General features: G+C 59.2%; 23 protein-coding genes, 6 tRNA genes and 1 rRNA gene. 13 read left to right on the top strand and 17 right to left on the bottom strand.

Translation table 11 applies throughout. The features are described 5' to 3' along the window. A 5S ribosomal RNA gene (rrf, locus tag ACB042_RS18100) occupies positions 1–102 on the top strand; the annotation flags it as partial. Between the two features lie 626 nt (positions 103–728). On the opposite strand, the gene ACB042_RS18095 is transcribed toward rrf, so the two are convergent. Next, positions 729–816 (bottom strand) — tRNA-Ser (locus tag ACB042_RS18095). Positions 817–1,013: 197 nt separating this feature from the next. Between ACB042_RS18095 and ACB042_RS18090 the strand changes: the two genes are divergently transcribed. Continuing rightward, positions 1,014–1,763, top strand: a complete 750-nt coding sequence (locus ACB042_RS18090; RefSeq protein WP_371178855.1) for a DsbA family protein — start codon at positions 1,014–1,016, stop codon at positions 1,761–1,763. Between the two features lie 296 nt (positions 1,764–2,059). Then, complete coding sequence (locus ACB042_RS18085) at positions 2,060–2,962, top strand: sulfite exporter TauE/SafE family protein (protein WP_167558248.1); 903 nt, start codon at positions 2,060–2,062, stop codon at positions 2,960–2,962. On the opposite strand, the gene ACB042_RS18080 is transcribed toward ACB042_RS18085, so the two are convergent. Further along, the gene (locus ACB042_RS18080) at positions 2,877–3,692 is read right to left on the bottom strand and encodes a hypothetical protein (RefSeq protein ID WP_236297996.1); all 816 of its coding nucleotides are present in this window, start codon (positions 3,690–3,692) and stop codon (positions 2,877–2,879) included. The two genes, ACB042_RS18085 and ACB042_RS18080, sit on opposite strands and share 86 nt — an antisense overlap. Positions 3,693–3,909: 217 nt before the next feature. Continuing rightward, positions 3,910–5,196 (bottom strand): glutamate-1-semialdehyde 2,1-aminomutase, encoded by a 1,287-nt coding sequence (hemL, locus tag ACB042_RS18075; RefSeq protein WP_236297997.1) that lies wholly within the window; start codon positions 5,194–5,196, stop codon positions 3,910–3,912. A gap of 244 nt (positions 5,197–5,440) precedes the next feature. Between hemL and clcA the strand changes: the two genes are divergently transcribed. The 3 genes from clcA (at position 5,441) to erpA (ending at position 8,054) form a co-directional block, all read left to right on the top strand. Next, positions 5,441–6,829, top strand: coding sequence for a H(+)/Cl(-) exchange transporter ClcA (gene clcA, locus ACB042_RS18070; RefSeq protein WP_236297998.1), 1,389 nt, complete (start codon positions 5,441–5,443; stop codon positions 6,827–6,829). Positions 6,830–6,920: 91 nt separating this feature from the next. Beyond that, positions 6,921–7,616 (top strand): DUF6776 family protein, encoded by a 696-nt coding sequence (locus ACB042_RS18065; RefSeq protein WP_005343032.1) that lies wholly within the window; start codon positions 6,921–6,923, stop codon positions 7,614–7,616. A gap of 87 nt (positions 7,617–7,703) precedes the next feature. Beyond that, a complete protein-coding gene (gene erpA / locus ACB042_RS18060) occupies positions 7,704–8,054 on the top strand; it encodes an iron-sulfur cluster insertion protein ErpA (protein ID WP_005340225.1) in 351 nt (116 codons plus the stop codon). Positions 8,055–8,192: 138 nt separating this feature from the next. On the opposite strand, the gene nhaC is transcribed toward erpA, so the two are convergent. Continuing rightward, the gene (gene nhaC / locus ACB042_RS18055) at positions 8,193–9,602 is read right to left on the bottom strand and encodes a Na+/H+ antiporter NhaC (RefSeq protein WP_236297999.1); all 1,410 of its coding nucleotides are present in this window, start codon (positions 9,600–9,602) and stop codon (positions 8,193–8,195) included. Between the two features lie 301 nt (positions 9,603–9,903). Between nhaC and ACB042_RS18050 the strand changes: the two genes are divergently transcribed. Next, a complete protein-coding gene (locus ACB042_RS18050) occupies positions 9,904–10,113 on the top strand; it encodes a hypothetical protein (RefSeq protein ID WP_005357820.1) in 210 nt (69 codons plus the stop codon). On the opposite strand, the gene ACB042_RS18045 is transcribed toward ACB042_RS18050, so the two are convergent. From ACB042_RS18045 to rsmC, 9 genes are all read right to left on the bottom strand, one after another. Then, positions 10,108–10,380: a late competence development ComFB family protein gene (locus ACB042_RS18045; protein WP_005343036.1), complete on the bottom strand. Its 273-nt coding sequence runs from the start codon at positions 10,378–10,380 to the stop codon at positions 10,108–10,110. The two genes, ACB042_RS18050 and ACB042_RS18045, sit on opposite strands and share 6 nt — an antisense overlap. Before the next feature lie 109 nt (positions 10,381–10,489). Continuing rightward, positions 10,490–10,575 (bottom strand) — tRNA-Leu (locus ACB042_RS18040). Positions 10,576–10,646: 71 nt separating this feature from the next. Further along, positions 10,647–10,732 (bottom strand) — tRNA-Leu (locus ACB042_RS18035). Between the two features lie 46 nt (positions 10,733–10,778). Beyond that, a tRNA-Leu gene (locus ACB042_RS18030) sits at positions 10,779–10,864 on the bottom strand. A gap of 44 nt (positions 10,865–10,908) precedes the next feature. Next, positions 10,909–10,994: transfer RNA gene (locus ACB042_RS18025), tRNA-Leu, on the bottom strand. A gap of 53 nt (positions 10,995–11,047) precedes the next feature. Next, a tRNA-Leu gene (locus ACB042_RS18020) sits at positions 11,048–11,133 on the bottom strand. Positions 11,134–11,261: 128 nt separating this feature from the next. After that, the gene (glgA, locus tag ACB042_RS18015) at positions 11,262–12,722 is read right to left on the bottom strand and encodes a glycogen synthase GlgA (protein ID WP_371178854.1); all 1,461 of its coding nucleotides are present in this window, start codon (positions 12,720–12,722) and stop codon (positions 11,262–11,264) included. Next, a complete protein-coding gene (gene glgC / locus ACB042_RS18010) occupies positions 12,712–13,929 on the bottom strand; it encodes a glucose-1-phosphate adenylyltransferase (RefSeq protein WP_371178853.1) in 1,218 nt (405 codons plus the stop codon). The genes glgA and glgC overlap by 11 nt, the downstream gene beginning before the upstream one ends. A 151-nt stretch (positions 13,930–14,080) precedes the next feature. Next, positions 14,081–15,109, bottom strand: coding sequence for a 16S rRNA (guanine(1207)-N(2))-methyltransferase RsmC (gene rsmC, locus ACB042_RS18005; RefSeq protein ID WP_199428087.1), 1,029 nt, complete (start codon positions 15,107–15,109; stop codon positions 14,081–14,083). Between the two features lie 280 nt (positions 15,110–15,389). Here rsmC and dapA point away from each other — a divergent pair, with 280 nt between their 5' ends. Then, complete coding sequence (gene dapA / locus ACB042_RS18000) at positions 15,390–16,262, top strand: 4-hydroxy-tetrahydrodipicolinate synthase (protein ID WP_043820620.1); 873 nt, start codon at positions 15,390–15,392, stop codon at positions 16,260–16,262. Positions 16,263–16,342: 80 nt separating this feature from the next. Here dapA and ACB042_RS17995 read toward each other — a convergent pair whose 3' ends face one another. Beyond that, the gene (locus tag ACB042_RS17995; protein WP_371178852.1) at positions 16,343–17,311 is read right to left on the bottom strand and encodes an inorganic triphosphatase; all 969 of its coding nucleotides are present in this window, start codon (positions 17,309–17,311) and stop codon (positions 16,343–16,345) included. A 169-nt stretch (positions 17,312–17,480) separates the two neighbouring features. Here ACB042_RS17995 and ACB042_RS17990 point away from each other — a divergent pair, with 169 nt between their 5' ends. Together ACB042_RS17990 and ACB042_RS17985 are read left to right on the top strand one after the other, a co-directional pair. After that, on the top strand, positions 17,481–18,161 hold the full coding sequence (locus tag ACB042_RS17990) for a TIGR00153 family protein (RefSeq protein ID WP_005340244.1): 681 nt from the start codon (positions 17,481–17,483) through the stop codon (positions 18,159–18,161). Positions 18,162–18,186: 25 nt separating this feature from the next. Next, positions 18,187–19,452 (top strand): inorganic phosphate transporter, encoded by a 1,266-nt coding sequence (locus ACB042_RS17985; RefSeq protein ID WP_005343043.1) that lies wholly within the window; start codon positions 18,187–18,189, stop codon positions 19,450–19,452. Positions 19,453–19,545: 93 nt separating this feature from the next. Here the strand turns inward: ACB042_RS17985 and ACB042_RS17980 are convergent, their stop codons facing one another. Together ACB042_RS17980 and metB are read right to left on the bottom strand one after the other, a co-directional pair. After that, positions 19,546–22,002 (bottom strand): bifunctional aspartate kinase/homoserine dehydrogenase II, encoded by a 2,457-nt coding sequence (locus tag ACB042_RS17980; protein ID WP_371178851.1) that lies wholly within the window; start codon positions 22,000–22,002, stop codon positions 19,546–19,548. Next, complete coding sequence (gene metB / locus ACB042_RS17975) at positions 22,002–23,174, bottom strand: cystathionine gamma-synthase (RefSeq protein ID WP_371178850.1); 1,173 nt, start codon at positions 23,172–23,174, stop codon at positions 22,002–22,004. Before metB ends, ACB042_RS17980 begins: the two co-directional genes overlap by 1 nt. A gap of 205 nt (positions 23,175–23,379) precedes the next feature. Here metB and metJ point away from each other — a divergent pair, with 205 nt between their 5' ends. The 3 genes from metJ (at position 23,380) to ACB042_RS17960 (ending at position 24,890) form a co-directional block, all read left to right on the top strand. Continuing rightward, on the top strand, positions 23,380–23,703 hold the full coding sequence (gene metJ, locus ACB042_RS17970; RefSeq protein WP_005340251.1) for a met regulon transcriptional regulator MetJ: 324 nt from the start codon (positions 23,380–23,382) through the stop codon (positions 23,701–23,703). 41 nt (positions 23,704–23,744) lie between these two features. After that, positions 23,745–24,467 (top strand): helix-turn-helix domain-containing protein, encoded by a 723-nt coding sequence (locus ACB042_RS17965; RefSeq protein ID WP_371178849.1) that lies wholly within the window; start codon positions 23,745–23,747, stop codon positions 24,465–24,467. Between the two features lie 84 nt (positions 24,468–24,551). Further along, positions 24,552–24,890 carry a tRNA-binding protein gene (locus tag ACB042_RS17960; RefSeq protein WP_033113988.1) on the top strand — a complete coding sequence of 113 codons (339 nt, stop codon included), beginning with the start codon at positions 24,552–24,554 and terminating at the stop codon, positions 24,888–24,890. Positions 24,891–24,961: 71 nt separating this feature from the next. Here the strand turns inward: ACB042_RS17960 and ACB042_RS17955 are convergent, their stop codons facing one another. Continuing rightward, entirely contained in the window at positions 24,962–26,233 is a 1,272-nt protein-coding gene (locus ACB042_RS17955) for an aromatic amino acid transport family protein (protein ID WP_371178848.1), read from the bottom strand. Positions 26,234–26,436 lie beyond the last annotated feature (203 nt).

The following is a 26,436-nucleotide window of genomic DNA, read 5'->3' as shown; positions in this document are numbered from 1 at the left end:
GCGCCGTGGAACCACCTGATCCCATGCCGAACTCAGAAGTGAAACGCGGTAGCGCCGATGGTAGTGTGGCATTCGCCATGCGAGAGTAGGACACTGCCAGGCACCCAATTTAAGAACCCCGCTCATCGAGCGGGGTTTTTTATTGCCTGGAAATCAGCAAATCGCCTGATAATTGACCCATCTTATCTCTTCTCCTCTGTTCTTATTGTTACTCGTCGCTGTTTTCTGGTTCCACAAATAGCCTGATGTTCCGCTTGGTACTCTTTCTTCGCTGAACCGCTGTCGCTTTTTTCGGTGGCTCTGGCGTCGTCATATCCCGTGCATCCCATGATCGCCTATATGTCATGATCTTTTGCTTGGGCTCTCTGCTTCCTGAGTTAGCTGCCCCCTCTTTTTAAGCCGCAACCCCATCGTCCCTGCTTTTCTATGACGGTGTTAACCGGCCCTGACTTTATTCCGAAGAGGGGTTATTGGCGGTAGCAACATGCAGGAGCCGTGGTCGCTGCGTTGGGTCGTTGTTGTTTGGGGCAATAAGGAAATGGGAAGGGATGCTCGCAGGAACGCAGAGGTTCGATGTTGATAGGTGATCTTGTGGCAGCTGTTGAGCCCACAGGTGAGAAGATCAAGAAAGGAGTTGAAGAAGACTAATGTGTTGAGCTCTATGAGGAGTGGCAAATCGCAGGCAAATAAAAAGCCCACGCAACATGGTTGCATGGGCTCGGTATGAATGGCGGAGGAGGTGGGATTTGAACCCACGGATGGTCGCCCATCGCCGGTTTTCAAGACCGGTGCATTCAGCCGCTCTGCCACCCCTCCGCAGCAGTGCGGCGAATATTACCATGCTGATCCGGCTTGTAAATCCCCGTCCGGTTCGATTGCTGGTTAATTGCACGAAACGACATGAAAAAGTGGCAATCAGGGTGCATCAAGCGCTTTTTTGGCCAGATAACTTGACTTGAAAACAGACTCAACCACTATAGTGGCCTCTATCATATCCTCTGCAAGATAACGTTATGACTATTAAAAATGCCCTGTTTTGCGCGCTGGCTGGCGTGACCCTGCTGGCGACGCCGGTACATGCAAGTGAGCTGACCAAAAGCGATGTCGAGCAAATCGTTCGCGACTATCTGGTCAAGAATCCCGAGATCCTGGTCGAGATGTCCAATGCCCTGCGTGCCAAGCAGGAGAGCCAGCAGGCCGAGAGTGACAAGGCGCTGATCAAGGCTCACTCCAAGCAGCTTTATGCCAATCAGGATCCCGAGATGGGGAATCCGAAGGCGTCGCTGACCATTGTAGAGTTTTTCGATTACAACTGCGGTTACTGCAAACGGGCCCATCCGCTGGTCAAGCAGCTGATGGAGGAAGATAAAGATATCCGTTACATCTACAAGCAGTTCCCCATTCTGAGCGAGTCCTCCTACTTCGCTGCCCGTGCTGCGCTGGCTGTCCAGCTGGGTCAGCCTGACAAGTACCAGGTGTTCCACGAGAAGCTCTATACCCATCAGGGCCCGCTCGCTGATGAAGCACAGGTCAAGCAGTTGGCTGTGGCGGCCGGTGTGGACTGGAGCAAGGTGGAGGCCAAGATCAAGGATGGCAGCATTGACCAGAACCTCGGTACCAATCGTGCGCTGGCTGAAGCGCTCGGTATCTCCGGTACCCCGGCCTTCATCATCGGTGATCAGATCCTGCGCGGTGCCCCCCGTGATTTGGCCAGCCTGAAGGGGTTTATCAAGGACGTGCGCGCCGGCAAGAGCATTCAATAAGCGGTTGTCATGGTCGAGGGCCCAGCGCCTCGGTCAGAAATAGAAAGAGGGTCGGTATCACTACCGGCCCTCTTTTTTATTATGTCCTTTGGCACAAGTGGTCGTCGCGAAAGGACCATAACAACGTGCTCAGGACCCGGCCTGTTGGCCTCAGTAACAAGTATTAGCAGAGTCGTTCGGAGTCTATTGATAAATATTTCGCCTCGCAGAGGCGTGTCGTGAGCATTGCTTAATTCCGGTCAAGATTTTTTCTGCTGCTTGCCTTAGAATCGCCGCCCGTTGCAGGAGAAACCCCTATGTTAGTTGATATTTTACGGCTGGTTTTTATAGCCGGAGGCCTCGTATTCATCTTTATGCTGGTGCAAGCCTGCTGGCGGAAGAAGCAGAGTGGAGCCTTTGAGGCGACCCCCTTCTGGCCGGTGGCGTTGATCGGTGGGGTTGCCAACTTCCTCGATACCCTGGGGGTGGGCAGCTTTGCGGTAAAGACCGCCTGCTACAAGCAGTTCAAGCTGATCGATGATCGAGTGCTGCCGGGTACCCTCAATGGGCAGTGCGTGCTGCCGACCGTGACTCAGTCGCTGATCTTCGTCGGTGCAGTCGCAGTGGAGCCGCTGACGCTGATCAGCATGATGATGGCCGCCGCAGCGGGCGCTGCCTGGGGGGCTCGCCATGTGGCCTCGTTTGATCGGCAGACCATCCGGTTGGTGATGGCCATTTCCTTATTGGTCGTTGCAGGGCTTATCTTTGCCGGTCTGCTGGGGCTTTTCCCTGTAGGCGGCGATGCGATGGGGCTCAGCGGCTACAAGTTGGCGATCGCTCTGCTTGGCAATTTCATCTTCGGGGTGCTGATGAATGTCGGTATCGGCTTGTTTGCCCCCTGCATGACGCTGGTTTATCTGCTGGGGATGAATCCGCTGGCGGCGTTTCCCATCATGATGGGCTCCACCGCCGTGCTCAGCGTCTTCTCCGCAGGCACCTTTATCCGCAAAGGGGCGTTTGATGCCAAAGCCGTGCTGGCGGTGGCCATCTTCGGCCCCATCGGTGTGGTGCTGGCAGCCATGCTGGTCAAATCCATGGATATGGAGATGCTGAAGTGGCTGGTTGCCTTTATCGTCATCTATACCTCCTGGACCATGTACGCTTCCTGGCGGGCGGCGCGTCGCTCCCCTGTGCAGCTGACGGTGGAGAGCGCAGGCTAGCCTGTACCAGTGCAGCTTCGGCCTTGGCCCCCAGAAAAACATAGAGGCCAAGCGCCAGCAACAAACCCACCGCACACCCCATCACCCCGACCGCAGGCCAGAGCAGCTCGCTCTGGCCGAGCGAACCCTTGAACAGCAGCAATAACCCCTCGATGGAGACCGCGATCAGAATGGCGGCGATAAAGCGGGTGATGGTGCGGCGAATGGCGCTGTGGCGGAATATATCCTTATGCAGCAGTACCTCCTCTTCCAGAATGGTCTTGCCCAGATCGAACACCGCCAGTGCCAGCGTCAGGAAGATGATGGCGCTAAAGGCGCCGAGCTGGTTCTGCTGCTCGCCGCACAATAGCTGGTAGAGCTGCTCCAGCCCGTGCCAGATGAGCGTCGCGACGATGAGAAACAGCGCCATGCTGAGCACCACATAGACCGCCTTGAACCAGGGCATGGCGCGGCGGCGCTCCCTGTCTCCCATCAACCAGCCAATCAGCTGATTCAGACAGACGGTGATCTCCCGTCCTTGCCCCTGCACGATAAGGTGCAGCCGGTTATGGGCGGCCGGTGCCACAGGCTGGATGCACATCGGCCCCTGATAGTGGTCAATGCTGACCACAAAGGGATACCCCTTGAGCGAGGCAAGGGGAGCGCTGAGCAGCCCCTGCAGTAGCGGGGTCAGCTCCTCCTGATACTCCTGATAGCGCCGCAGCACATCGATGGGGCTCATCTCTGCCATATGGACCTCGGTGACGTGGGCTCTTGTGGTGAATGTGCAAATAGTGGGCCTGCTTTATGACAGGGATGGCGGGGCAAGTTGCACCAGAGGATGACAAATCGGTGGATGATGAGGGGGTAATGCACCAGAAATGGGCGTATTGCCGCCCTGTGTGGTGATGGAGTCTCTGTAATAGAAAAGGGCCCGTGACGGGCCCTTTGCGACAAGCAGTAGCGATTTAGTCAGCCAGCTTGGCGAAGCTGCGCTCGGCGGCAGCCAGGGTATGTTCGATCTCCTTGTCGCCGTGAGCCAGTGACAGGAAGCCCGCCTCGTAGGCGCTCGGCGCCAGATAGACGCCCTCTTCCAGCATCAGATGATAGAAGCGCTTGAAGCGTTCCATATCGCAGCGAGTGACCTGCTCGTAGCGGGTGATTTCGCTCTCTTCGGTGAAGAAGAAGCCGAACATGCCGCCCACATAGTTGATGGCGAGCGGAATGCCATGCTTGGCCGCGGCCGCTTTCAGCCCTTCTGCAACACGAGCTGTCTTGGCGCTCAGCTGCTCATAGAGACCCGGCTCCAGCAGCAGATCCAGCATGGTCAGACCGGCAGCCATGGCCACCGGGTTGCCGGAGAGAGTACCCGCCTGATAGACAGGGCCGGTCGGGGCTATGTGCTGCATCACCTTCTTCTTGCCGCCGAAGGCGCCAACAGGCATGCCGGCACCGATGATCTTGCCAAGGGTGGTGAGATCCGGGTCGATGTTGTAGTGACCCTGAGCACCGCGCAGGGAGACGCGGAAGCCTGTCATCACCTCGTCCAGGATCAGCAGGGCACCGAACTCGTCACAGATGGCGCGCAGCCCTTCCAGGAAGCCGGGGATCGGTGGGATGCAGTTCATGTTGCCTGCGACCGGTTCGACGATGATACAGGCGATCTCGCTGCCGTACTGGGTGAAGGCTTCACGCACCGAATCCAGATCGTTGAAGACGCAGGTCAGGGTGTGTTTGGCGAAATCGGCCGGAACGCCCGGGCTGTTGGGTTGACCCAGGGTCAGGGCGCCGGAACCGGCCTTGACCAGCAGGGAGTCGGCGTGGCCGTGGTAGCAGCCCTCGAATTTGACGATCTTGTCGCGGCCGGTGTAGCCACGGGCCAGACGGATGGCGCTCATGGTGGCTTCGGTACCGGAGTTCACCATCCGCACCTGCTCCATGGAGGGGACGATCTGGCGCACTTTCTCGGCCATCAGCACTTCGATCTCGGTCGGCGCGCCGTAGCTCAGCCCCTTCTCCACCGCCTTGATGACGGCAGCCTTGATGGCCGGGTGGTTGTGACCCAGCAGCATGGGGCCCCAGGAGCCGATGTAATCCACGTAGGCCTGACCATCCACATCATAGAGATAGGCGCCATCGGCGTGATCGATGAAGCGGGGCGTGCCGCCGACCCCATTGAAGGCGCGGACCGGTGAGTTGACGCCACCCGGAATGGTCTGGCGGGCCTGTTCAAACAGCTGATCTGATTTTGACATGGATCATCCTTAATGGGATTTTGGTCGTCACACAAGGGATTGCAGCCGATTGAGACTCGGCAGGTCGGAGCATCAGGAGTATGCTTTGCGCTCTCGCCACCCGGACTCTCGGTCTGCTCCCGTGACAAAAATTTAACGGGCCGACTATAGCAGAAAGCCCCAGCCCTGGGCAGCCGAGCAACGCGCCGGGTGATCCTGATCTCAGCTAGCTGACGATATGGTTTTTCCAAGTTGGTGTAACAAGATGGCGCAACAAGCTCTCTCCTCTGAAGCCGATACCTCTTCGCGGGGGCCGTTTTCCCGCATTATCCGGCAAGACAAGATGCCCTTGCTGGTTTTGTTGCTAGCGGCGCTGGTCGGCACCCTGGCCGGACTGGTGTGCGGTCTGTTCGAATCTGGTGTCCACTGGCTGGCAGAACAACGTATCGCCTTGCTGGCAGACCGTCCCTGGTGGCAGCTCGGTCTGCTCGGCTTTGGCTTCAGCGCCTTGTTGGGATTTGTCGGTTACTTCCTCACTCATACCTTTGCCCCGGAAGCGGGTGGTTCCGGCATTCCCGAGATCGAGGGGGCGATGGACGATCTGCGCCCGGTGCGGTGGTGGCGAGTGTTGCCGGTCAAGTTCTTCGGCGGCATCTGTACCCTGAGCTCCGGTATGGTGCTGGGGCGGGAGGGGCCTTCGGTACAGATCGGCGGCAACCTCGGCAAGATGGTGGCGGATATCTTCCGGCTGCCCAAGGAGCATGGCCATGCCCTGTTGGCCGCCGGTGCGGCGGGCGGTCTGGCGGCAGCCTTCAATGCGCCGTTGGCAGGCATCCTGTTCGTGATGGAGGAGATGCGACCGCAGTTTCGCTACTCCTTTCTGGCCATCAAGGCGGTGGGGATCTCCGCCATCATGGCGACCTTGATGTTGCAGAACATGAAAGGGCAGGGGGCGGTGATCACCTTGCCCCACTACGATGCGCCAGCCCTCAAGGCGCTCTGGCTGTTCCTTTTTATGGGAGCCACCTTCGGGGTGCTCGGTTTTGTCTTCAACAAGCTGGTGCTGGCCTGTCAGGATGGCTATCTGGCGTTGCACCAGAACAAGCGCCACCGTTTTGTGGCCATCGGCATGCTGGTCGCCGGAACGTTCGGTGTGCTGTCGCTGTTTACCCCCTCGGTGACGGGCGGCGGCACCGAGCTTATTCCCCATCTGATGGGGGATGAGTATGCGATGGCGACCCTGTTCCTTATCTTCTCGGTGCGGCTGGTCGCGACCCTCATCTGCTTCTGCTCCGGTGCCCCGGGCGGGGTGTTTGCGCCGACCCTGGCATTGGGCACCCTGTTTGGCGTGGTGTTTGGCCATCTGTTTCATGCGGCGTTTCCGGAGCTTGGCATCGAGCCCGGCGCCTTTGCCATCGCCGGAATGGGGGCGCTGTTTGCTGCCACCGTGCGCGCCCCCATCACGGGTATCGTGCTGGTCACCGAGATGACCGACAACTATCAGCTGATCCTGCCGATGATGATTACCACGGTCGGGGCGACTCTGGTTGCCCAGTGGCTGGGTGGCCGACCCATCTATTCCCAGATCCTGGAGCGAACTTTACGGCTCGCTGCGCGTCAAAAGCGAGGTGATGGCAGCGCCACGGCCAGTTAATTTTTCCCTTTATCGCCAGTGACCCCGGTCAGGGCGGTATAGTGAAGGGAGAGGCGCTGCCGTAAATGGCGTGATAACGGGATGAGGGGCTATGTCCAATCTATTGAAGTTATTGGTCGTGTTAGCCGTTGGCGGGCTCATCGGTTACTTTGTCGGGAACCGTCAGGAGCTGGCCCAGAGCAGTCTGTTGGTGGTACAGCAGGAGACGCTGGATCGTCAGGGCAAGGCCATCGGCCAGCTCAAGACCGAATTGGGGGTGAAAGATACCCAGTTGGCGACCCAGAAAGCGGCCTTCGAGCAGTTGCAGACCACCCTGAAGAGTCAGGAGGCGCAGGTGCAGGAGCTCAAGCGTCAGCTGGCCTTTTTCGAGCGGATCATGCGCCCCACCGGCGAACAGGTGGGGGTGGTGATCGACAACCTGACTCTGCAGGAGACCAGCATTCCCGGTCGCTACCACTATCGTCTCGCCCTGACCCAGCCCGCCAAGAAGCGGGAGCTGTTTCGTGGTCAGGTGCAGATCCGGGTCGAGGGGAGTCTGGCTGACAAGCCGAAGACGCTAACAGGCCGCGATCTCGGAATGAAGGTGAGCGAGTGGCGTTATGCCCTGCGTTATTTCCAGCTGCTGGAAGGGAATTGGCAGTTGCCGGAAGGCTTTGTGCCGGATCGGATCCGTGTCACCATCAACAAGGATGGCAGGCAACCGGCGCAAGAGCTGCTGGTTGAGTGGGGCGAGGTGATCAAGCCGCTGGTCGCCGCACCGCCTGCTCCGGTTCCCGCGGCCGGTTAAACGTGGTGAATACTTGAACTGAATGGTCGGGTATTGGATAATTTCGCGGTTTCCATGTTTGTGGATCTAATGGTTGTGAGGTCAGTAATGAGTGCAGTAGCAGAAGCCCCGCTGCCCATCCAGATGACGGATGCGGCGGCCAACAAGGTGAAGAACCTGATCACCGAGGAAGAGAATCCCGAGCTGAAGCTGCGGGTATACATCACGGGTGGGGGCTGCTCCGGTTTCCAGTATGGCTTTACCTTTGATGAGAAGATCAACGACGGGGACACCGTAGTCGAGAAGAATGGCGTCACTATGGTGATCGATCCCATGAGTCTGCAATATCTGGTAGGCGGCAGTGTGGATTACACCGAGGGCCTGGAAGGTTCACGCTTTACCGTGACCAACCCTAATGCCACCACGACCTGTGGCTGTGGCTCCAGCTTCTCCATCTGATCGGCGTATCGGTCTGATGAAACGGCTCTCGGCAACGAGGGCTGTTTTTGTTTGTGGTGATCAGTGTGCTCCATCAAACAGCATTTCTCTGAAACAACAAAGGCGCCTTGATGGCGCCTTTGTTGTTTGCAGAATGGCTTAGCGGGAGCTTGCCGCCGCGACCAGCGGGATCCGGTTCACTGCCTTGCCCATGTAGGCGAGGATGATGGTCACAATGATGCAGGTGAAGCTCAGCCACATGTAGGGCAGGTAGTCGAGGGTTGCCACCCCCAGAACCCCGGCCATGAAGATGCCGTTGTCGCTCCAGGGCACCATGCCGCAGGTGAGGGTACCGCCAAACTCGGCGTTGCGAGAGAGGTTCTTGCGCGCCAGTCCCAGTCGGTCGTAGTTCTTGGCCATGATCTTGGGAGTCAGGATCAGCGACACATACATGGCCGAGCCAAACACGTTGGCCAGAAACGCAGTACCGATGGTGTGGCTGGTCAGGCTGCCGACGCTGTTGATGCGCTTCTCGAAGGCGCTGGCGATCACTTCCAGAATGCCGACCTTCTCCAGCAGGCCGCCAAACCCGAGACCGAAGATGATGACCGCGACCGAGCCCAGCATGGACTCCATGCCGCCGCGCCCGAGAATGTTGTCGATAAAATCGATGCCGGAGGTGATGGCAAACGGACTATAAGCCGAGTGCATCGCTTTGACCGGATCCATGCCCTGGAAGGCGATGGCCCAGATCAGGCCAAGCAGGGCGCCGAAGCTGATCACCGGGAAGGCGGGCTTGCGATTGGCCAACAGGCCCAGTACCAGCACCACCGGTACTATGGCCAGTGGGGTAATGTTGAACTGGTTGTCGAGCGCCTCCATCACCAGATTGACCTGCTCCAGGCTGACGTTGCCCGAATACTGCATGCCCACCACGGTGAATAGCACGGCAGTGATGACATAGGAGAGCAGGCTGATGGGCAGCATCCCCTTGATATGTTCCACCACGTCGACGTTGGACATGGTCGAAGCCAGCACTACTGAGTCGGAGAGCGGAGAGAGCTTGTCACCGAAGTAGACGCCGGAGAGCACGGCACCGGCTACCAGCGGCGCAGGCACGCCGAGGCTGTGGCCGATCCCCATCATGGCGATGCCGGCCGTGGCAGCAGAGCCCCAGGAAGTGCCGGTGGCCAGCGAGGTCAGGGAGCAGATGATCAAGGTTGCCAGCAGGAAGATGGACGGGTGAATCACCTTGAGGCCGAAGTAGATGATGCTGGGGACTATGCCACCGGCAATCCAGGTACCGACCAGAGCACCGACGGAGACCAGGATCAGGATGGCCCCCATTCCCTTGGCAACGCCGTCAACGGCAGCCTGCTCCAGGGATTTGTAATCGTGGCCGAGTTTGATGCCAAGTCCCATGATGACGAACCAGGCGATGAACAGCGCCAGCTGGATCGGCAGATCGAGCACGCTGGTGAACGAGAATGCCAGGGCCAGGAAAATGGCCAGACAGGCAAACACCTGTGCCATGCCCGGTAGTCGGATGTGGTTTTGTTGGTTTTGCATAGATACTTCCTAAACTCTTGCTCGCCAAGGTCACTCCCTCTCGTCCTGTGGATACATCGATCCCGAGGAGGCAACCCAAAAAGAGGCCGCAATCTACCACAAACCCGGCGGGTTAAAGCCCCATCAAATTGGCAAAAATGCACATTTGATTGAAAAAATCACAAATTAGTTGATCTCATAACCCGTTTTTGAGCGGCCTGTTGACACAAAGGGTCACATACGAAGCTTGCCTGTGACGCCACTTGCATCCCCAGTAGATGAAGATGATAATTATTATCAATTGTTGGTTGGGGAGAAAACAATGCGCTGGATATTGCGGGGGATGATGTTGCTGGTGGCGGTGGCCGTACTCGCATGGGGTCAGGATAAAGAGTACGGCACCTGGAGTGCCGGTTTTCTGCTGGCTGCCTGGGTGATGCTGGAGCCCGGATTGCGCCCCGCCTTGATCTTGCTGCCAGTGGCCGGGTTGACCGGTATCGTCACCCTGCTCTGGCAGCAGCCATGGTTATGAGCTTTTGACGGGAGCCTGCTTGATCTTCTGCTGTGCCACCTTGAGCGATTCGACCACCAGTTTCTCCATTTCGGTGCGCTTTGCATCGGTCAGGAAGTAGATCATGTCGACATTGTGGCGAATATAGTGGGCCGGAAGCTGGTTGAGGGTGAGGCAGCAGAGGTCGGCCATCTGATCGCTGTTGAGCTTTTGCTGCAGCCCCTGTTTCTCAATCTCCTTGAGCACCAGATGTTCGTAAAAGTTGTGAATGTCGGTATCCAGTATCATATGCGTTCCTTGGCATGACGATGAGCGGGGAGTCGTCAAAAGCATAGCCATAACAAGGAGTAAAAACAAAAGGCCCATCACTTTCGTGATGGGCCTTTTGCGTAATGAATGGTGCGAAGAGAGGGACTCGAACCCTCACATCCGTGGGACACTAACACCTGAAGCTAGCGCGTCTACCAATTCCGCCACCTTCGCACACTGATTTTCTCCAGCTGGTTTTTAAATGCGGTTGGAGCGCATTGCTCTGTGTTTACATGTCAGAATCATGGTGCGAAGAGAGGGACTCGAACCCTCACACCCGGGGGGCACTAACACCTGAAGCTAGCGCGTCTACCAATTCCGCCACCTTCGCACATTCGGGTTTCCAGTCTGGATTTACATGCTGTCTGGATAAAGCATGGTGCGAAGAGAGGGACTCGAACCCTCACATCCGTGGGACACTAACACCTGAAGCTAGCGCGTCTACCAATTCCGCCACCTTCGCACATTGTGTTGCCAGTTTTGATTTACATGCTGTCTGGAGAAGCATGGTGCGAAGAGAGGGACTCGAACCCTCACACCCGGGGGGCACTAACACCTGAAGCTAGCGCGTCTACCAATTCCGCCACCTTCGCACATTCGGGTTTTCTAGTTGGATTTACATGCTGCTGAATCAGCATGGCAGTATTGGTGCGAAGAGAGGGACTCGAACCCTCACATCCGTGGGACACTAACACCTGAAGCTAGCGCGTCTACCAATTCCGCCACCTTCGCATCACTGCGGAGGGGGATTCTATAGAGTTTTGGGGGAGCGTCAACAGCCAAAGGGGACTTTTTTCGCTGTTGACGCCCAAAGTGACGCCAAGGGTACAAAACTTCAGCAATTAGCTGCCGTCTGGCATTCAGTAACGGCCCAATGCGTTCTGATACATCCGTTCATACTGGGTGACTGAGTCAGGCCAGTTGAAGCGGGTGCTCATGGCATTGCGCTGCACCTTGGCAAAACGCTCTTTGTCCTGCAGGAAATAGAGCAGGCTGCGGCGCATGGTATCGAGCAGGATGGCGGCAGTCGGATCGTTGAAGCAGAAGCCGGTGGCATGCTCGGGATCCGCATCCCAATCCACCACGGTATCTTTCAGACCACCCACGGCGCGCACCAGTGGCAGGGTGCCATAGGCGAGACTGTACATCTGGTTGAGGCCGCAAGGCTCGAACAGCGAGGGCATCAGGAAGAAGTCGGCACCGGCTTCGACCAGATGGGCCAGCCGATCGTCATAGGTGTTGATGAAGGCGAGCTTGCCCGGATAATCCCGGGCCATGGTTTGCAGTTGCGTGGCGAGCGCAGGATCGCCAGAGCCGACGATCACCACTTGTACCTGATGGTGGAGGAATTTCTCCAGCGCAGGGAGCAGCAGGGGAACACCCTTTTGCTCGGTCAGGCGGCAAACCATGCCGTAGATGGGCAAGTCCGCCACGGCCAGCCCCGCTTCCTGTTGCAGGCTCTCTTTGCAGAGCTGTTTGCCAGCCATGTTGTTGATGCTGTAGGTCGCAGGCAGGAATTCGTCGAACTCCGGATCCCAGTCCTTGTAGTCGCAACCGTTGAGGATGCCGCAGAGATCCGCCGCCCGTTGCTGGAAGGTATGCGCCATGCCGTGGGCTCCGAGGTGAGTCAGCAGCTCCTGGGCATAGTTGGGGCTGACCGCATTGATCTTGTCGGCGTAGAGCACCCCGCATTTGAGCAGATTGACGTGGCCGTAGTCGTAGTTGATGCGGCGTTCGTAGTCGGCGATCTCGGGCATGGCCCAGAACTGCTCGCGGCCAAACACTCCCTGAAACGCCGCGTTGTGAATGCTGATCACGCTGCGGGTTTGCTGGAAGAAGGGGTTGTGAGCGTGACGGGTTTTCAGCAGCAGTGGCAGCAGGCCGGTGTGCCAGTCATTGCAGTGGGCGATATCCGGGGCAAAGCCAAGCTGCTCGCAGGCATGGAGGGCCGCGGCCGAGAAGAAGGCAAAGCGCTCGCCATTATCCGGATAGGCCTGATTGTTCTCGGCGTAGAGCTGGGGACGATCGAAATATTGCGGGCAGTCGAGCAGATAGACGCAGACGCCATCCAGCTCCATCTGGTATATGCGATAACCGATATCAGGCAGCCCGGGGTGGGTTGGCAACCAGCGTGACGCCACCAGTCTGGCCTCATCCCGTCGCTTTATCGTCTTGTAGAAGGGGAGCATGATCCTGACGTCATGCCCCTTCTGGGCCAGGTACATCGGCAGGGCTCTGGCGACATCGGCCAGGCCCCCGGTCTTGACCAGCCCCTCAACTTCCGAGGCAACAAACAGGATTTTCAGTGGGTTAATAGCCAACTCTTGCTCCCTTAGGTACCACCACGATACCGCCTTCGGATACGGTAAATCGCTCTCTATCGTGGTCCAGATTTTCACCGATAACGGTGCCGGGCGCAATTTCAACGTTTTTATCAATGATGGCGCGCCGGATGGAGCAGCCTTCACCAATCTTCACATCCCCCAGCAGCACGGACTCACTGATATGGCTGCACGCGCCGATATTGCAGCGGAAACCGAGGATGGATCGCTGGATCTGGCTGCCCTGAATGAAGCAACCGGCGGAGATCAGCGAGTTGGCGATCTTCACCTTGCACTCGTCGCTGTCGATGAAGGTAGCAGGTGGCAGCGCCGGATAGTGGGTGTGCAGGGGCCACTTGCGGTTATAGAGGGAGAAGGCGGGATTGTCGGCCACCAGGTCCATGTGCGCTTGCCAATAAGAGTCGAGGGTGCCCACATCCCGCCAGTAGACGTGCGGTTTCTCGCCGGGGATGATGTTGGTGCTGTAGTCATAGACATAGACGGGGGCACGTGGGTAGAGGCTCGGGATCACATCCTTGCCAAAGTCGTGGCTGGAGTTCTCCTCGGCGGCATCCCGCTTCAACTCGCGGCAGAGGGCATCGGTCTCGAAGATGTAGTTGCCCATGGAGACCAGCGCCTGGGTCGGATCGCCGGGAATGTGCTTGGGCTGCTTTGGTTTTTCCTGAAAGCCGATCATCCGCCCTTCGGTATCGACCTCGATCACCCCGAAGGCGCTCGCTTCTTCGATGGGCATGCGCAGGGCCGCGACCGTCATGGCGGCGTTCTTCTGCTTGTGGAAGGTGACCATCTGGCTCACATCCATCTTGTAGATGTGGTCGGAGCCAAAGATGCAGACGTGATCCGGTTCGGCCCGCTCGATAAAGCCGAGGTTCTGGTAAATGGCGTCGGCGGTGCCGTCATACCAGCGTTTGCCCATCCGCATCTGGGCCGGGATGGGATCGATAAAGCGGTCGGTGATGCCGACGATATTCCAGCCCTTCTTCATGTGCAGGTAGAGGGACTGGGATTTGAATTGGGTCAGTACATAGATGCGCAGAAAGTCGGCGTTGACGAAGTTGTTGAGGACAAAGTCGATCAGCCGGTAGCTGCCACCGAAGGGGACGGAAGGCTTGCTGCGGGTGGTGGTCAGAGGCTGTAGGCGAGTACCTTCGCCACCAGCCAGGATCATGGTCAAAATGCCTGCCATCGTATTTCTCTCCCTGAATTAACAACATGAAAAGGTTTTCAATGTTCGGTATAAAAACACCCCTAAAGGGGTGGTTTTTATCGTGTGCTTAATACCTTATCAGATGCCGGATGGCGCTCTCTAGCTGTTTTATTGTGCTGCTTACACTTATTTACATTTTGCTCAGATAGACCTTGAATTTGGCATCACTGCTGATCACTTCAGTCCGTTTGAAGTGTGTCTCCAGTATAGGCTGGTAGCGCAAGAAGGCGTTGGCAACAATGGTCAGCGAACCATTTGGCAGCAAAAATTCCGGCGCCTTGGCCAGGAACTGCTCGGTTGCCGCATAGAAGGTTTTGAGACCCGCATGGAATGGCGGGTTGGAGACGATGTGCTGGAAACGGGTGGAGACATCCGAATAGACATCGGAAGCGGTGACCTTGCCCTGCAGACCGTTGATCGCCAGGGTGCGGCGGCTTGATTCGAGTGCCAGTGCGCTGATATCCACCATGTTGACCCGCAGAGCCGGATTGCGCTTGGCCAGCACAGACCCAATCACCCCGGCGCCACAACCGAAATCGAGCAATTCGCCCGTCATCGGCGGCACGGCGGCCAGCAGCATCTGGGTGCCGAGATCCAGCTCGGCGGCGCTGAAGACGCCTGGCAGCGCCAGTACGGTCAGCTCGGTATCACCGGCCTTGCACTGATAGCGGCCAAACCAGCTATCCAGATCGAACGGGGCGACCGGTTTGCTCAGCTCACCATGATAGAGGGAGCAGCGGCGGGCCGAGTCACGTTTGACCGGCTTTTCGCCATAGGGGGCCAGCAGCTTGTCGGCGCCATTGATGCCGCCGCGGTTTTCACCGGCGAGAAACAGGTCGGCACCCGCTTCCAGCAAGGGGGTCATCATGGCCAGCAGGTATTGTGCCTCGGCCTTGGCTTTGGGCATCAGCAGCAACAGGGCATCGAAGCGGGGGGCGCCGCCGAGCTGGTGGTCGAACAGGATAGCCTCGCCGAGGGCGGCCTGCTGGCTGCGGTAGTAGCAGTAATCGGTGGTAAAGACGGTCAGGGTCTGGGCCAGGCTCGCCAGCTGGCGGGGGTAGTCATCCTCCAGCGCGCCGCAGACAAGTAGCCGCTTGCCGACAAAGAGGGCTTGGTTTCGTTCCAGCATCTGGCTGACGGCACTGATTGGGCTGCTCATCGGGTCTCTCCACGCAATTTTGGGCGGCCATTATACATAGCCCCTTTCGCCTTGACATTTATGCCGTGTTCCCGAAATATGCCCAGACACCATTTTTTGACCAGAGATGACGAAATGCGGTTCAACGGGTTGAAACGAAAGCACAAAAAAAGCCTGAAATTCGGGCCTGCCGACGTTCGCGCGTAACCTCTCATCCCTGAGAAGCTTCAAACCCCGGTTGCGCACATCGTACCGGGGTTTTTTATTGCCATATGCGCGTCATTTAGGAGAAGGAGATCCCATGTTTCAAGGTTCAATCGTTGCGTTGATCACCCCGTTTCGACAGGGAAAGCTGGATGAAGAGGCGCTGCTGCGTCTGGTGGAGTGGCATATCGAACAGGGTACTCACGGCATTGTGCCGGTAGGCACCACGGGCGAAAGTCCGACCCTGACCCACGACGAGCACTGCCGGGTGGTGGAGCTGGTGGTCAAACAGGTCGCTGGCCGTATTCCGGTGATTGCCGGAGCGGGCTCCAACAATCCGGTCGAAGCCATCGAGTACACCCTCCATGCAGAGCGGGTGGGCGCCGATGCCACCCTGCATGTGGCCGGTTACTACAACCGCCCCAATCAGGAGGGGCTCTACCACCACTTCAAGGCGGTACACGATGCCACCGCCAAGCCGATCATCGTCTACAACATCCCGCCGCGCGCCATTGTCGATGTGCAGCCCGCGACCCTGGCCCGTCTGGCCGAACTGCCGCGCATTGCCGGGGTGAAAGACGCGACTGGCGATCTGGCGCGCCCCTGGACCGAACGCCAGCTGATCAAAAAGCCTTTCGCCTGGCTATCCGGTGAAGATGCCACGGCTGTGGCCTACAACATCGGCGGTGGTCAGGGCTGTATCTCTGTGACCGCCAACGTGGCGCCCAAGCTGGTGGCCGAGGTGCAGAACCTCACGCTGGCGGGCAAGTGGCAAGAAGCGCGTGAGCTGCAAGACAAGCTCATTCCGCTCCATCAGGCGATGTTTGCCGAGCCGAGCCCGGCTGGTGCCAAATATGCCGCTTCCCTGCTCGGTTTCTGTAGCGAGGAGTGCCGACTGCCGGTGATGCCGCTGTCGGAAGCGACCCGCGAGCGCATTCGCAGCGCCATGCAGCAGCTCAACCTGCTGTAATACAAAACGGGTGAGCCAAGGCTCACCCGTTTTGTATTCGGCTTTTGTTTCTGGCCTTTGTATTTACGACATCGCCCTACTCAGGTTGCGTGATGCAGCCAGGCGGCGATGGCCAGCTGCAACTCGACATACGCCGGATAGAGGAAGAGATCGGCCAGCTCGGCAGGCCACTCGTCATGCTCGTCCGACTGGGCTTGCAGATGGGCTTGCAGGTTGGTCAGGGCGGGTAGCCAGAGCACTGGTTGTGGCAGCGCGGCCGCACTGTGGGCGACCAGATCGATCCCCTGGTACAGGGCCGCGAGTGCCTGCTGTTGAATGCCTTCATCCTGCGGATGCTCCAGCCAGAGCTGCTCGTGATGCTGCCAGTGGCGCAGCCCTTCGCTTACCCCCGTTATGCCATCCATACCTTCATGTTCGACCAGCGCCTGCAGGGCCAGCGGTTTGCCAAGACCAGCCAGTCGATAGCCGCGCTGGGCCTTGGATTGGGCGCCGAGGCGCAGCCCGCCGATCCTGGCGAGGTGCCGGGCCAGCGCAAACAGCGCCGCGGTGTCGCCTGATTTGAGCTCCAGCTCCAGCTCGTTGATGGTGGCACTGCCCTGACTGCCGACTATCTCGCCCTGATCCCAGGCCAGTTCAATCTCGGTCCCCTCGAAGGCGATCAGCCAGTGGCGGCGCAGGAAGTCGGTGCGAAACTGGGCGACCAGTTGCTGCTGAATGTGGTCACGCTCGGTCAGAGTCGGCCAAATCTCATCGGGAAAGGCCGAGAGGGTCGGCAGATCGCCGCTGACAGGGGCGTTGTACTCGGGTCTGGCATGCAGGCCGCCCACCACCTGGCCGCGGCATTTGATGGTCTGCTCGGCGAAGGTGTCGCAGCGGCGAATGCGCAACCCCATCTCCAGCTGGCGCAGAGCCAGGGTCGGCGTATCGAAATAGACGTTGCCGAGCTGCTGTTGTGATGATTCTTTAATCTCAAGAGAATTCAGCAGGTTGGATAACTCTGGTTGAATGTCGCGGGCGACAAAAAACTTTATCTCGATCTCAGTTTGCATAGTCATTCCGGGCTGGCAGGCAACTTTGGGGGGCAGGATTCGGGTCGCGGGGATATAATGCCCGCGAGACGACTAGATTAATTCGCGGTTTAATTGAGGGCGCAGTTCGGTTACCATGCGCGCCTCATAAAATCGTATCGAGTGTTTTTTCACCGACACAGGTTTGGCCATGCCAGTAAATACTATTTTGGGGCTTTTTGCCAAGTCCCCCATCAAGCCGCTGCAGAAGCATATCGTCAAGGTTCACCAGTGCTCCCAGCAGTTGGTTCCCTTCTTTGACGCCGTTGCCGAAGACCGTTGGGAAGATGCCGAGAAGATCCGGCAGCAGATCGCCCAACTGGAAAAAGAGGCAGATACCCTCAAGCGTGAAATCCGTCTGAAACTGCCTCGCGGCCTGTTCCTGCCGGTTGCACGTACCGACCTGCTGGAGCTGTTGACCCAGCAAGACAAGATTGCCAACCGTGCCAAGGATATCTCCGGCCGCATGCTTGGCCGTCGCATGGAGTTCCCCGCAGAAATGCGGACGGATTTCATGGCTTACCTCAAACGTTGTATTGATGCGACCGCTCAGGCCGAGAAAGCGATCGGGGAGCTCGACGAGCTGCTCGAGACCGGCTTCAAAGGACGGGAAGTGGAAATGGTTGCCGAGATGATCCACCAGCTGGATCTGATCGAGGACGATACAGACACCATGCAGATCGGACTGCGCCAACAGCTGCAAGCGGTTGAGCACAATTACAATCCGATCGACGTGATGTTCCTTTACAAGATCCTCGAATGGGTAGGTGACCTGGCAGATCAGGCCGAGCGCGTAGGCGCCCGTCTGGAACTGATGCTGGCTCGTTCGTAATCGACTGACTGGGTAAACACTATTAATGGACATTATCGCGAATTACGGCACCACTCTGGTGCTCGTGGCGGCCTTGTTCGGCTTTTTGATGGCTTGGGGCATTGGCGCGAATGACGTAGCCAACGCCATGGGAACATCGGTCGGCACCAAATCCCTGACCATCCGTCAGGCGATCATCATTGCCATGATCTTCGAATTTGCCGGTGCCTATCTGGCCGGTGGCGAAGTGACGGCCACCATCCGTAACGGCATCATCGACAGCAATGCGTTTGTCGATAGCCCGGACCTGCTGGTGCTCGGCATGATCGCCTCCCTGCTGGCGGCAGGCGCCTGGTTGATCCTCGCCTCCTACTTCGGCTGGCCTGTCTCGACCACTCACTCCATCATCGGCGCCATCGTCGGTTTTGCGGTGGTGAGCATTGGCCCGGAAGCGGTGCAGTGGAGCAAGTTTGGCGGCATCGTCGGCTCCTGGGTCATCACCCCAGCCATCTCAGGTGTCATTGCCTACTTCATGTTCATCAGCGTGCAGAAGCTTATCTTCAACACCGATGACCCCCTGAACAACGCCAAGCGCTATGTGCCGTTCTACATGTTCCTGACTGCGCTGGTGATCTGTCTGGTGACCATCAAGAAGGGGCTGACCCACGTCGGTCTACACCTGAGCGATGGCGAGGGCATTCTGCTTTCCATCGCCATATCCATCGCAGTGGCGTTTGCCGGCTGGATCTACATTCGCGGTCAGAAGTACAACCCGCAGGATGACAGCAAGATGCACTTCGCCAACGTGGAGAAGGTGTTCGGCATCCTGATGGTGATCACCGCCTGTGCCATGGCCTTTGCCCACGGCTCCAACGATGTGGCCAACGCCATTGGCCCGCTCTCTGCGGTGGCCTCGATCGTGGCTTCCGGTGGCGAGATTTCCAGTCAGGCTGCCATTGCCTGGTGGATCCTGCCCCTCGGCGGTATCGGTATCGTGATCGGTCTGGCGACTATGGGCGAGAAGGTGATGGCGACGGTCGGTACCGGCATCACTCACCTGACCCCGAGCCGTGGTTTTGCTGCCCAGCTGGCCACTGCCGCGACAGTGGTGATTGCCTCCGGTACCGGTCTGCCCATCTCCACCACCCAGACCCTGGTCGGTGCTGTGATGGGGGTCGGTCTGGCGCGCGGTATTGCGGCGCTGAATCTGGGGGTACTGCGCAACATCGTGGTCTCCTGGATCATCACCCTGCCTGCCGGTGCCATCCTGGCTATCGCGATCTTCTACGTGCTGCAGGCCTGCTTCTCCTAATCGAAGCGGCATTCAGCAAAAAGCCCGAGTCATCGACTCGGGCTTTTTTATTGTGCGCGGGAGCTGAGGTGTTGCTCCCTTTGCATATCAGCCTTAGAGGCTGGCGCAGATCTGCCACAGATCGTACTGGATAGCGGCGGCGGTCACTTCCCGACCCGCCCCCGGCCCCTGGATCACCAGCGGGTTGGTGCGGTAGCTGTCGCTCTCGATGGCGAAGATGTTGTCGCACGGCAAGAGGTTGGCAAACGGGTGATGGGGCTCCAGCGCCTCCAGTCCGACCCGCGCCTTGCCGTCATGCTCGAAGCGGGCCACGTAGCGCAGTACCTTGCCGAGGCGCTTGGCCCCTTCGAAGGCGGTCTGGATCGGGCCATCCAGCTCTTTCAGTCTGTCCATGAACTGATCGGCGGTCACCTTGCGCAGCGTAACGGGCACCAGATTCTCCAGCTCGATATCGGCGGAGTCGAGCTCAAAGCCCGCCTCCCGCGCCAGAATAAGCAGCTTGCGCCGCACATCCTGACCGGAGAGATCTTCGCGGGGATCCGGTTCGGTCAGACCGTGCTGCCACGCCTCGTCCACCAACTCGGAGAAGGGGCGGGTGCCATCATACTGCTGGAACAGCCAGGAGAGGGTGCCGGAGAAGATGCCGGAGACCCCCTGAATGCGGTCGCCGCTCTGGCGCAGCATCTGGATGCTGGACTGGATTGGCAGCCCGGCGCCCACGGTGGCGTTGTAGCGCCACTGCACCTGATGGTCACGGCAGGTCTGCTTGATGCGCTGGTAGAACTCGCTGTCGGCGGCACCGGCAAACTTGTTGGCGGCGATGATATGAATGCCGAGCTGGGCAAAATCCGGATAGTAGCGGCTCACCGTTTCGCTGGCGGTCATGTCCAGCGCAACCAGCGCATCAAAGCCGTGCTGTTCAAGCTGGGAGAGCAACTCCGGCCAGATCAGCGGTTTGGGGTTGAAGTTGTCCTGTACCTTGAGGGGGTTGAGCCCCTCTTCATCCAGCAGGCCCCCTTCCGAGCTGAATACCCCGTAGAGGGTGAGCGCCAGATTGAGCTCATGTTCCAGCCGTGCCTTTTCACGGGCGTAGAGGCTCAGCCAGTGGCCGCCGATATTGCCCTTGCCGAACACCACCAGTCCGACCCGGGTCGGGCGGCTGAACAGGGCGCTGTGCAGAGCGATGAGCAGCGGCTCCAGCACTACCTGACGCAGCACGGCCACCAGACTCAGGCCATCTTTGGCCACCTGGACGAACTCCAGCGGTTGATCCGCCAGCAGCTGATAGAAGCGATGACACTGCTCCGCGTTGTCGGTGACACCGGCGCCGACCAGCGCCACCAGACTGTACCCCTCTTTCTGGATGAGGCCGGTGAAGCTCCCTTGCAGCTGGAAGTCGCGCAGCAGCTCGAAGGCGCCCTGTGCTACCTCAAGGGTGTAGGCGAGGCGCAGGATTCGGCGATCCGGCTGGCGCTGCAGGGTGAGCGGGTTGAGACGGTGACGGGCCAGATGGGCCTCGATGGTGGCCACCGTCTGCTCGTAGTTGGTCTGTGGCAGCACTTTCAGCTCGATGAGGGCGATCTGATCCACCGAGGAGACGATGCGGGCGCCGCCGGAGCGGGGAGCGCGGCGCAGGATATGGGTGCAGCCCTCGTCCGGGTTGTAGCTGCAGCGCAGGGTGAGGCGCTGGCGGCTGTCGGCCACAGGTTGCAGGGTGCGTGAGTGCAATACCGAAGAGCCAAGACGGGCCAGCTCGTTCGCTTCCGCGAGGCTCAGGCGCTCCAGCAGACGTGCTTCTTTCACCCGGCGCGGGTCGGCGCTGTAGACCCCGGCCACATCGCTCCAGATAGTGGTGGATTCGCCGTCCGCCAGCAGCGCCAACAGGCTGGCGCTGTAGTCGGAGCCGTTGCGACCGAGCAGCAGGGAGCGCCCCTCCATGTCGGCAGCGATAAAGCCGGTCACTACGATGCGGCCGGCATGCTCCGCCAGTAGCGCCTTGAGCAGTTCGCTGGAGAGGGCGGTATCCACCTTGACCAGAGCGCCATCCTCGGCGCGCAGGAAACTGCGGGCATCGAGCCAGATAGCCTTGTCGCCTCGGCTGGTGAGCAGGGCCGCCAGCAGGCGCGCCGACCACACTTCGCCAAAAGCGAGCAGGCCGTTGCGGGCGAAGCGATCAAACTGTCCCTCCAGCGTTTTGGCGATCAGTTGCATGTCGTCGGCCAGCTGCTTGCTCAGATCAAGCTGTAGCTCGCCCTCCAGCAGGCCGTCGATCAGGCTCTGCTGATAGGCCTGAAGGGCCGAGATGGCTTCACCGGCGGCTTCGTCCCCCGCTTCGGCCAGCTCCACCAGCTGGATCAGCCGGTTGGTGGTCTTGCCGGCGGCGGAGACCACGATCAGTTCATCCCCGCCCACCTGTTGTTCAACGATACTGGCGACCCGGCGATAACAGACCGGATCCGCCAGACTGCTGCCACCGAATTTGTGGACGTGACGCCGCTTCAATCCTGCTTCTGTGGCCACCGCGATCTCTCCTTGTTGCTGCTGTTCCATTACTTCTCTACCTGTTCTGCCTGCTGCGCCTGTTCAAAAGCCTGAGCCAGATCGGCCACCAGGTCTTCACCGTGTTCAATACCGACCGACAACCGCAGCAGCTGGGCGCTGATGCCTGCTGCTTGCTGCGCCGCCGGGGTCATGGCCCTGTGGGTCATGCTGGCCGGATGGGCCACCAGACTCTCCACCCCGCCGAGAGACTCGGCCACCGAGAAGAGGGTGAGGGCCGCGAGGAAGGCGCGAATGCCCGCCTCGCTGCAATCGAGTTCAAAACTTAGCATGGCGCCGAAGCCGGACTGTTGACGGCGCGCAATATCGTGGCCCGGATGGCTCGGCAGGCTGGGGTGATAGATGCGTTTCACCAGTGGCTGCTGTTGCAGGAAGGCGAGGATGCGATCGGTGTTCTCCTGATGGGTGCGCAATCTGGGGGCCAGAGTGCGCAGGCCGCGCAGGGTGAGGTAGGAGTCGAACGCCCCGGAAGTGAGCCCCAGACAGTTGGCCCACCACACCAGCGACTCGGCCAGTGCTGCCTCCTTGGCAATCGCCACTCCGCCCACCACGTCTGAGTGACCGTTGATGTACTTGGTGGTGGAGTGCACCACCACGTCGGCACCAAGTGCGAGCGGTTGTTGCAGCAAGGGGGAGAGGAAGGTGTTGTCCACCACCACCTGCGCACCTGCCTCGTGAGCGGCGCTGGCAATGGCGCTGATATCCACCACCCGCAGCAACGGGTTGGAGGGGGTCTCGACCCATACCAGCGCAGGCTTTTGCGCCAGCGCGGCGGCCAGAGCGGCCTCGTCACCCTGATCGACAAACTGCACCCGGTAGTGGCCCTTGGCCGCCAGATACTCGAACAGGCGCCAGGTGCCGCCGTAGCAGTCGTGGGGGGCAATCAGCAGATCCCCCGCCTTGAGCAGTGCTGTGGTGACCAGATGGACGGCCCCCATGCCGGTGCCGGTGACCACGGCGCCAGCGCCCCCTTCCAGCGCCGCCAGCGCGTCCGCCAGATTGGTGCGGGTCGGATTGCCGGAGCGGGCATAATCGTATTGACGGGGTTCGCCAAAGTCGGCAAAGGTGTAGTTGCTGGAGAGGTAGATGGGGGGCACCACGGCACCGTGCTGCTGGTCTGTCTCAATCCCGGTGCGAACCGCCAGGGTGGCCTTGTGGGTCATATCACTCTCCTTGATGTCTCTTCACACGCTGGCATCTTGCTGCCACGCGCCATCCCGCCATTGCGGGCTCATGGACAACCACACTACGCCAGCTTAAAAAAGCCGTCAACACTTCCAGACGTCTAAATGGCTTTGCTGTTGGATTGCCATTAATTTCCTTAAGGGTTAAAATCCGCGCTCACGGCTAAATGAGAACAGGTGAGTCATGGGAACAGAGTGGAACGGCGACTACGTCAGCCCCTACGCGGAACACGGTAAGAAGAGCGAACAGGTCAAGAAGATTACCGTCTCGATCCCGCTCAAGGTGTTGAAAGTGTTGACCGATGAGCGCACCCGCCGTCAGGTGAACAACCTGCGTCATGCGACCAACAGCGAGCTGCTCTGTGAAGCCTTCCTGCACGCTTTCACCGGCCAGCCGCTCCCTTGCGACGAAGATTTGCGCAAGGATCAACCGGACAGTGTCCCGGCCGAAGCGCGCGCCATCATGGAAGCGCTGGGCAAAGAGATCGAAGATTTCGACAAGGAATAATCCCCAATGACGCGGCCCTGGCCGCGTCATTGCTATCTGCCATGTCCCGCTTCAGCCTGCGTCACTATCACCACCACGTCTGCAGCCATAGCCACGACTTTGCCCAGCTGGTGATCCCCCTCGACGGCCCCCTCGAGATCGAGGTGCAGGGCCGGGGGCGCAGGCTTGCCCCCGGTTCTGTCTGCGTCATCGCTCCCGGCGAGCGGCACGATTATGCCGCCGATCCCGCGCTTTCGTTTCTGGTGCAGGAGAGCGACTGGCTACCCGGCGATCTGGCGGCCTGCCCCTTTATCGAGCTGGATGAGCCCCAGCGCCACTACCTCGCGTTTCTGCACCGCATGGTGGCCGAGGGGCGGCAGGTGGCGGGCATGGAGCAGGTGTGGCTCTCCCTGCTGGCTGAAGGGCAGGGGATGCAGAGCACTGCCACCCCGCGTCTTGCCGCTCGCATCCTCAAGGTGCAGCGCCATATCGAGGCCAACCTTGCCGCCCCGCTGACCAATCAGCAACTCGCCGCCATCGCCTGTCTTGGCCAGAGCCAGTTCAAGCTCGCTTTTCGCCAGCAGCTGGGGATGAGCGTTTCCCACTACATTCGCAGTCGACGCATGGCGCTGGCGCGTACCCTGCTTGCCGGTACGCAACTGCCCGTCGGCGAGATTGCCAGCCTCTGTGGTTACCAGAATCAGGGGGCCTTCAGCGAGCGCTTCCTGGCCGAGACCGGGCTTACTCCGTCCCTCTGGCGCCAGCAAAACGGCCACCTGCCGTAACGAAACGGCTGATCGCCGAAGACGGGATGCTCTCTTTGGGCCATGCTGCGGGTCATGCAAGGTACACGATAAACAGGAGCCGAAATGGAGACGATTAGCTGGCAGGATTTCGAGATGGTGGAGCTCCGGGTGGGCACCCTGGTGCGGGTCGAGCCGTTCCCCGAGGCGCGCAAACCGGCCTACAAGGTGTGGGCGGATTTTGGTCCCGAACTGGGGATTCGCAAGAGCAGCGCCCAGATCACCGCTCTCTACCAGCCAGAGCAGCTGGTGGGCCGCCAGATCATCGCCGTAGTCAACTTCCCGACCAAACAGATAGGGCCGTTTCAGTCGGAGTTTCTACTGACCGGTTTCTATCGGCCGGATGGCGCAGTGGTGATGGCTATCCCCGAGCAGGCGGTGGAGAACGGCGCCAAGCTGGGCTGAATTCACACCCGAACAGAGACAAGAGAGGCGACCCCGGGGTCGCCTCTCTTTTTGTTATCTGCTGTGAGTCGTTACTTCAACAGGCTGAAGATCAGCGCCGATACCGCCAGCGAACCGGTCAGCAGGATAAAGCCGTTGGTCCAGCCGTGACGGAAGCGGGCCAGCGCCTCCACCTTGTAGATGGCAATCACCGGCATGATGAACAGGATCATGGCGATAACCGGGCCGGAGAGGGTCTCCATCAGCCCCAGAATACCCGGGTTGATGACTGCGGCGCCCCAGATGGCGAAGAACATCAGGGCGATGCCCAGCTTGTCCGCCTTGGCCAGCGGCAGACCGGTGGGCTTGGCGAGCAGGCTTTTCAGGCTCTCGCGGGCACCGAGGAAGTGGCCGAGGAAGGAGGAGCTGATGGCGATAAAGGCAATAAGCGGCCCCAGAGTCACGATCACCGGGTTGTCTGTGATGTTGGCGAGATAGGAGAGCACCGAGACGTTCTGGGCCTTGGCTTCGGCCAGTTGGGCTGGCGAGAGGCTCAGCACGCAGGAGAAGACGAAGAACAGCACGAAGCCCACCAGCATTACGGTGGTGTTGCGCAGGATCAGGCCGCTCTTGGCTTCTGCCTGCTCGCCATATTCACGACGCTGCACGTTGGCAAAGCCGGAGATGGCGGCGGCGTGGCTGAAGGCGAACACGGTCACTGGCAGCGCCAGCCAGACGGTGTTGAGGAAGCTGACTCCTTCAAACGCGGTCACTTCCGGCCATTGCCACTGAGGGATCAGGTAGCAGGAGAGGGCCGCCAGAATGGCCGCCAGCGGATAGACCATAAAGGCGAAGGCGCGTAGCATCGCTTTCTCACCCGCCAGCATCACTGCGATCATGGCGAATACCAGTACGCCGGAGAGCATCACCCGATCCGGAGCCGCCATGCCGAGCTGGTTGACCATAAAGCTCTCTACCGTATTGGTCAGCCCGACCCCGTAGATGAGCAGGATCGGGAAGATGGAGAGGAAGTAGAGCGCCGAGATGAGGCGACCGGCCATCTTGCCGAAATGCTCCTCCGCCACTTCGGTGAAGTCGGCGTGGGGGCGTGACGAGGAGAGCACGAAGCGCGCCAGCCCGCGGTGGGCGAGGAAGGTCATGGGGCCTGCCAGTACCGCGACGATAACGAGGGGCCAGATGCCGCCCAGACCCAGATTGATGGGCAGGAACAGGATGCCGGCGCCAACGGCGGTGCCAAACAGGCTGATGACCCAGTGGGTGTCGTGACGGCGCCAGCGGGTGGTGCTGACCGTGGTGGAGCAGGAACCGGATAGCTCCTTGGTAGCCTCTACAGATAAACTCATTACTAATTCACTTTTTGTTAGTGTTTTAATCTGAGTTCATTGTGGTTTATCGGGATTTAATTCTCAAAAAGCGAGACTGAAACATATCACTGCCATTGCGGGGTTTAGCCAGCGAGATTGGGAATGGAATCTGGATCGCAGAATGAAACAAAACTGATATTTGTGATTTATGTGAAATATAAAACCAAAATTTGATCTACTGT

The sequence above is a fragment of the Aeromonas sp. S13(2024) genome, assembly GCF_041402405.1.
Lineage (GTDB): Bacteria > Pseudomonadota > Gammaproteobacteria > Enterobacterales > Aeromonadaceae > Aeromonas > Aeromonas veronii.
This window is presented reverse-complemented; position numbering and strand designations above follow the sequence as displayed.

Coding starts and splice junctions, on each gene's coding strand:
- ACB042_RS18090 (WP_371178855.1), top strand. CDS start 1,014: ATGACTATTAAAAATGCCCTGTTTTGCGCGCTGGCTGGCGTGACCCTG.
- ACB042_RS18085 (WP_167558248.1), top strand. CDS start 2,060: ATGTTAGTTGATATTTTACGGCTGGTTTTTATAGCCGGAGGCCTCGTA.
- ACB042_RS18080 (WP_236297996.1), bottom strand. CDS start 3,692: ATGGCAGAGATGAGCCCCATCGATGTGCTGCGGCGCTATCAGGAGTAT.
- hemL (WP_236297997.1), bottom strand. CDS start 5,196: ATGTCAAAATCAGATCAGCTGTTTGAACAGGCCCGCCAGACCATTCCG.
- clcA (WP_236297998.1), top strand. CDS start 5,441: ATGGCGCAACAAGCTCTCTCCTCTGAAGCCGATACCTCTTCGCGGGGG.
- ACB042_RS18065 (WP_005343032.1), top strand. CDS start 6,921: ATGTCCAATCTATTGAAGTTATTGGTCGTGTTAGCCGTTGGCGGGCTC.
- erpA (WP_005340225.1), top strand. CDS start 7,704: ATGAGTGCAGTAGCAGAAGCCCCGCTGCCCATCCAGATGACGGATGCG.
- nhaC (WP_236297999.1), bottom strand. CDS start 9,602: ATGCAAAACCAACAAAACCACATCCGACTACCGGGCATGGCACAGGTG.
- ACB042_RS18050 (WP_005357820.1), top strand. CDS start 9,904: ATGCGCTGGATATTGCGGGGGATGATGTTGCTGGTGGCGGTGGCCGTA.
- ACB042_RS18045 (WP_005343036.1), bottom strand. CDS start 10,380: ATGATACTGGATACCGACATTCACAACTTTTACGAACATCTGGTGCTC.
- glgC (WP_371178853.1), bottom strand. CDS start 13,929: ATGGCAGGCATTTTGACCATGATCCTGGCTGGTGGCGAAGGTACTCGC.
- rsmC (WP_199428087.1), bottom strand. CDS start 15,109: ATGAGCAGCCCAATCAGTGCCGTCAGCCAGATGCTGGAACGAAACCAA.
- dapA (WP_043820620.1), top strand. CDS start 15,390: ATGTTTCAAGGTTCAATCGTTGCGTTGATCACCCCGTTTCGACAGGGA.
- ACB042_RS17995 (WP_371178852.1), bottom strand. CDS start 17,311: ATGCAAACTGAGATCGAGATAAAGTTTTTTGTCGCCCGCGACATTCAA.
- ACB042_RS17990 (WP_005340244.1), top strand. CDS start 17,481: ATGCCAGTAAATACTATTTTGGGGCTTTTTGCCAAGTCCCCCATCAAG.
- ACB042_RS17985 (WP_005343043.1), top strand. CDS start 18,187: ATGGACATTATCGCGAATTACGGCACCACTCTGGTGCTCGTGGCGGCC.
- ACB042_RS17980 (WP_371178851.1), bottom strand. CDS start 22,002: ATGGAACAGCAGCAACAAGGAGAGATCGCGGTGGCCACAGAAGCAGGA.
- metB (WP_371178850.1), bottom strand. CDS start 23,174: ATGACCCACAAGGCCACCCTGGCGGTTCGCACCGGGATTGAGACAGAC.
- metJ (WP_005340251.1), top strand. CDS start 23,380: ATGGGAACAGAGTGGAACGGCGACTACGTCAGCCCCTACGCGGAACAC.
- ACB042_RS17965 (WP_371178849.1), top strand. CDS start 23,745: ATGTCCCGCTTCAGCCTGCGTCACTATCACCACCACGTCTGCAGCCAT.
- ACB042_RS17960 (WP_033113988.1), top strand. CDS start 24,552: ATGGAGACGATTAGCTGGCAGGATTTCGAGATGGTGGAGCTCCGGGTG.
- ACB042_RS17955 (WP_371178848.1), bottom strand. CDS start 26,233: ATGAGTTTATCTGTAGAGGCTACCAAGGAGCTATCCGGTTCCTGCTCC.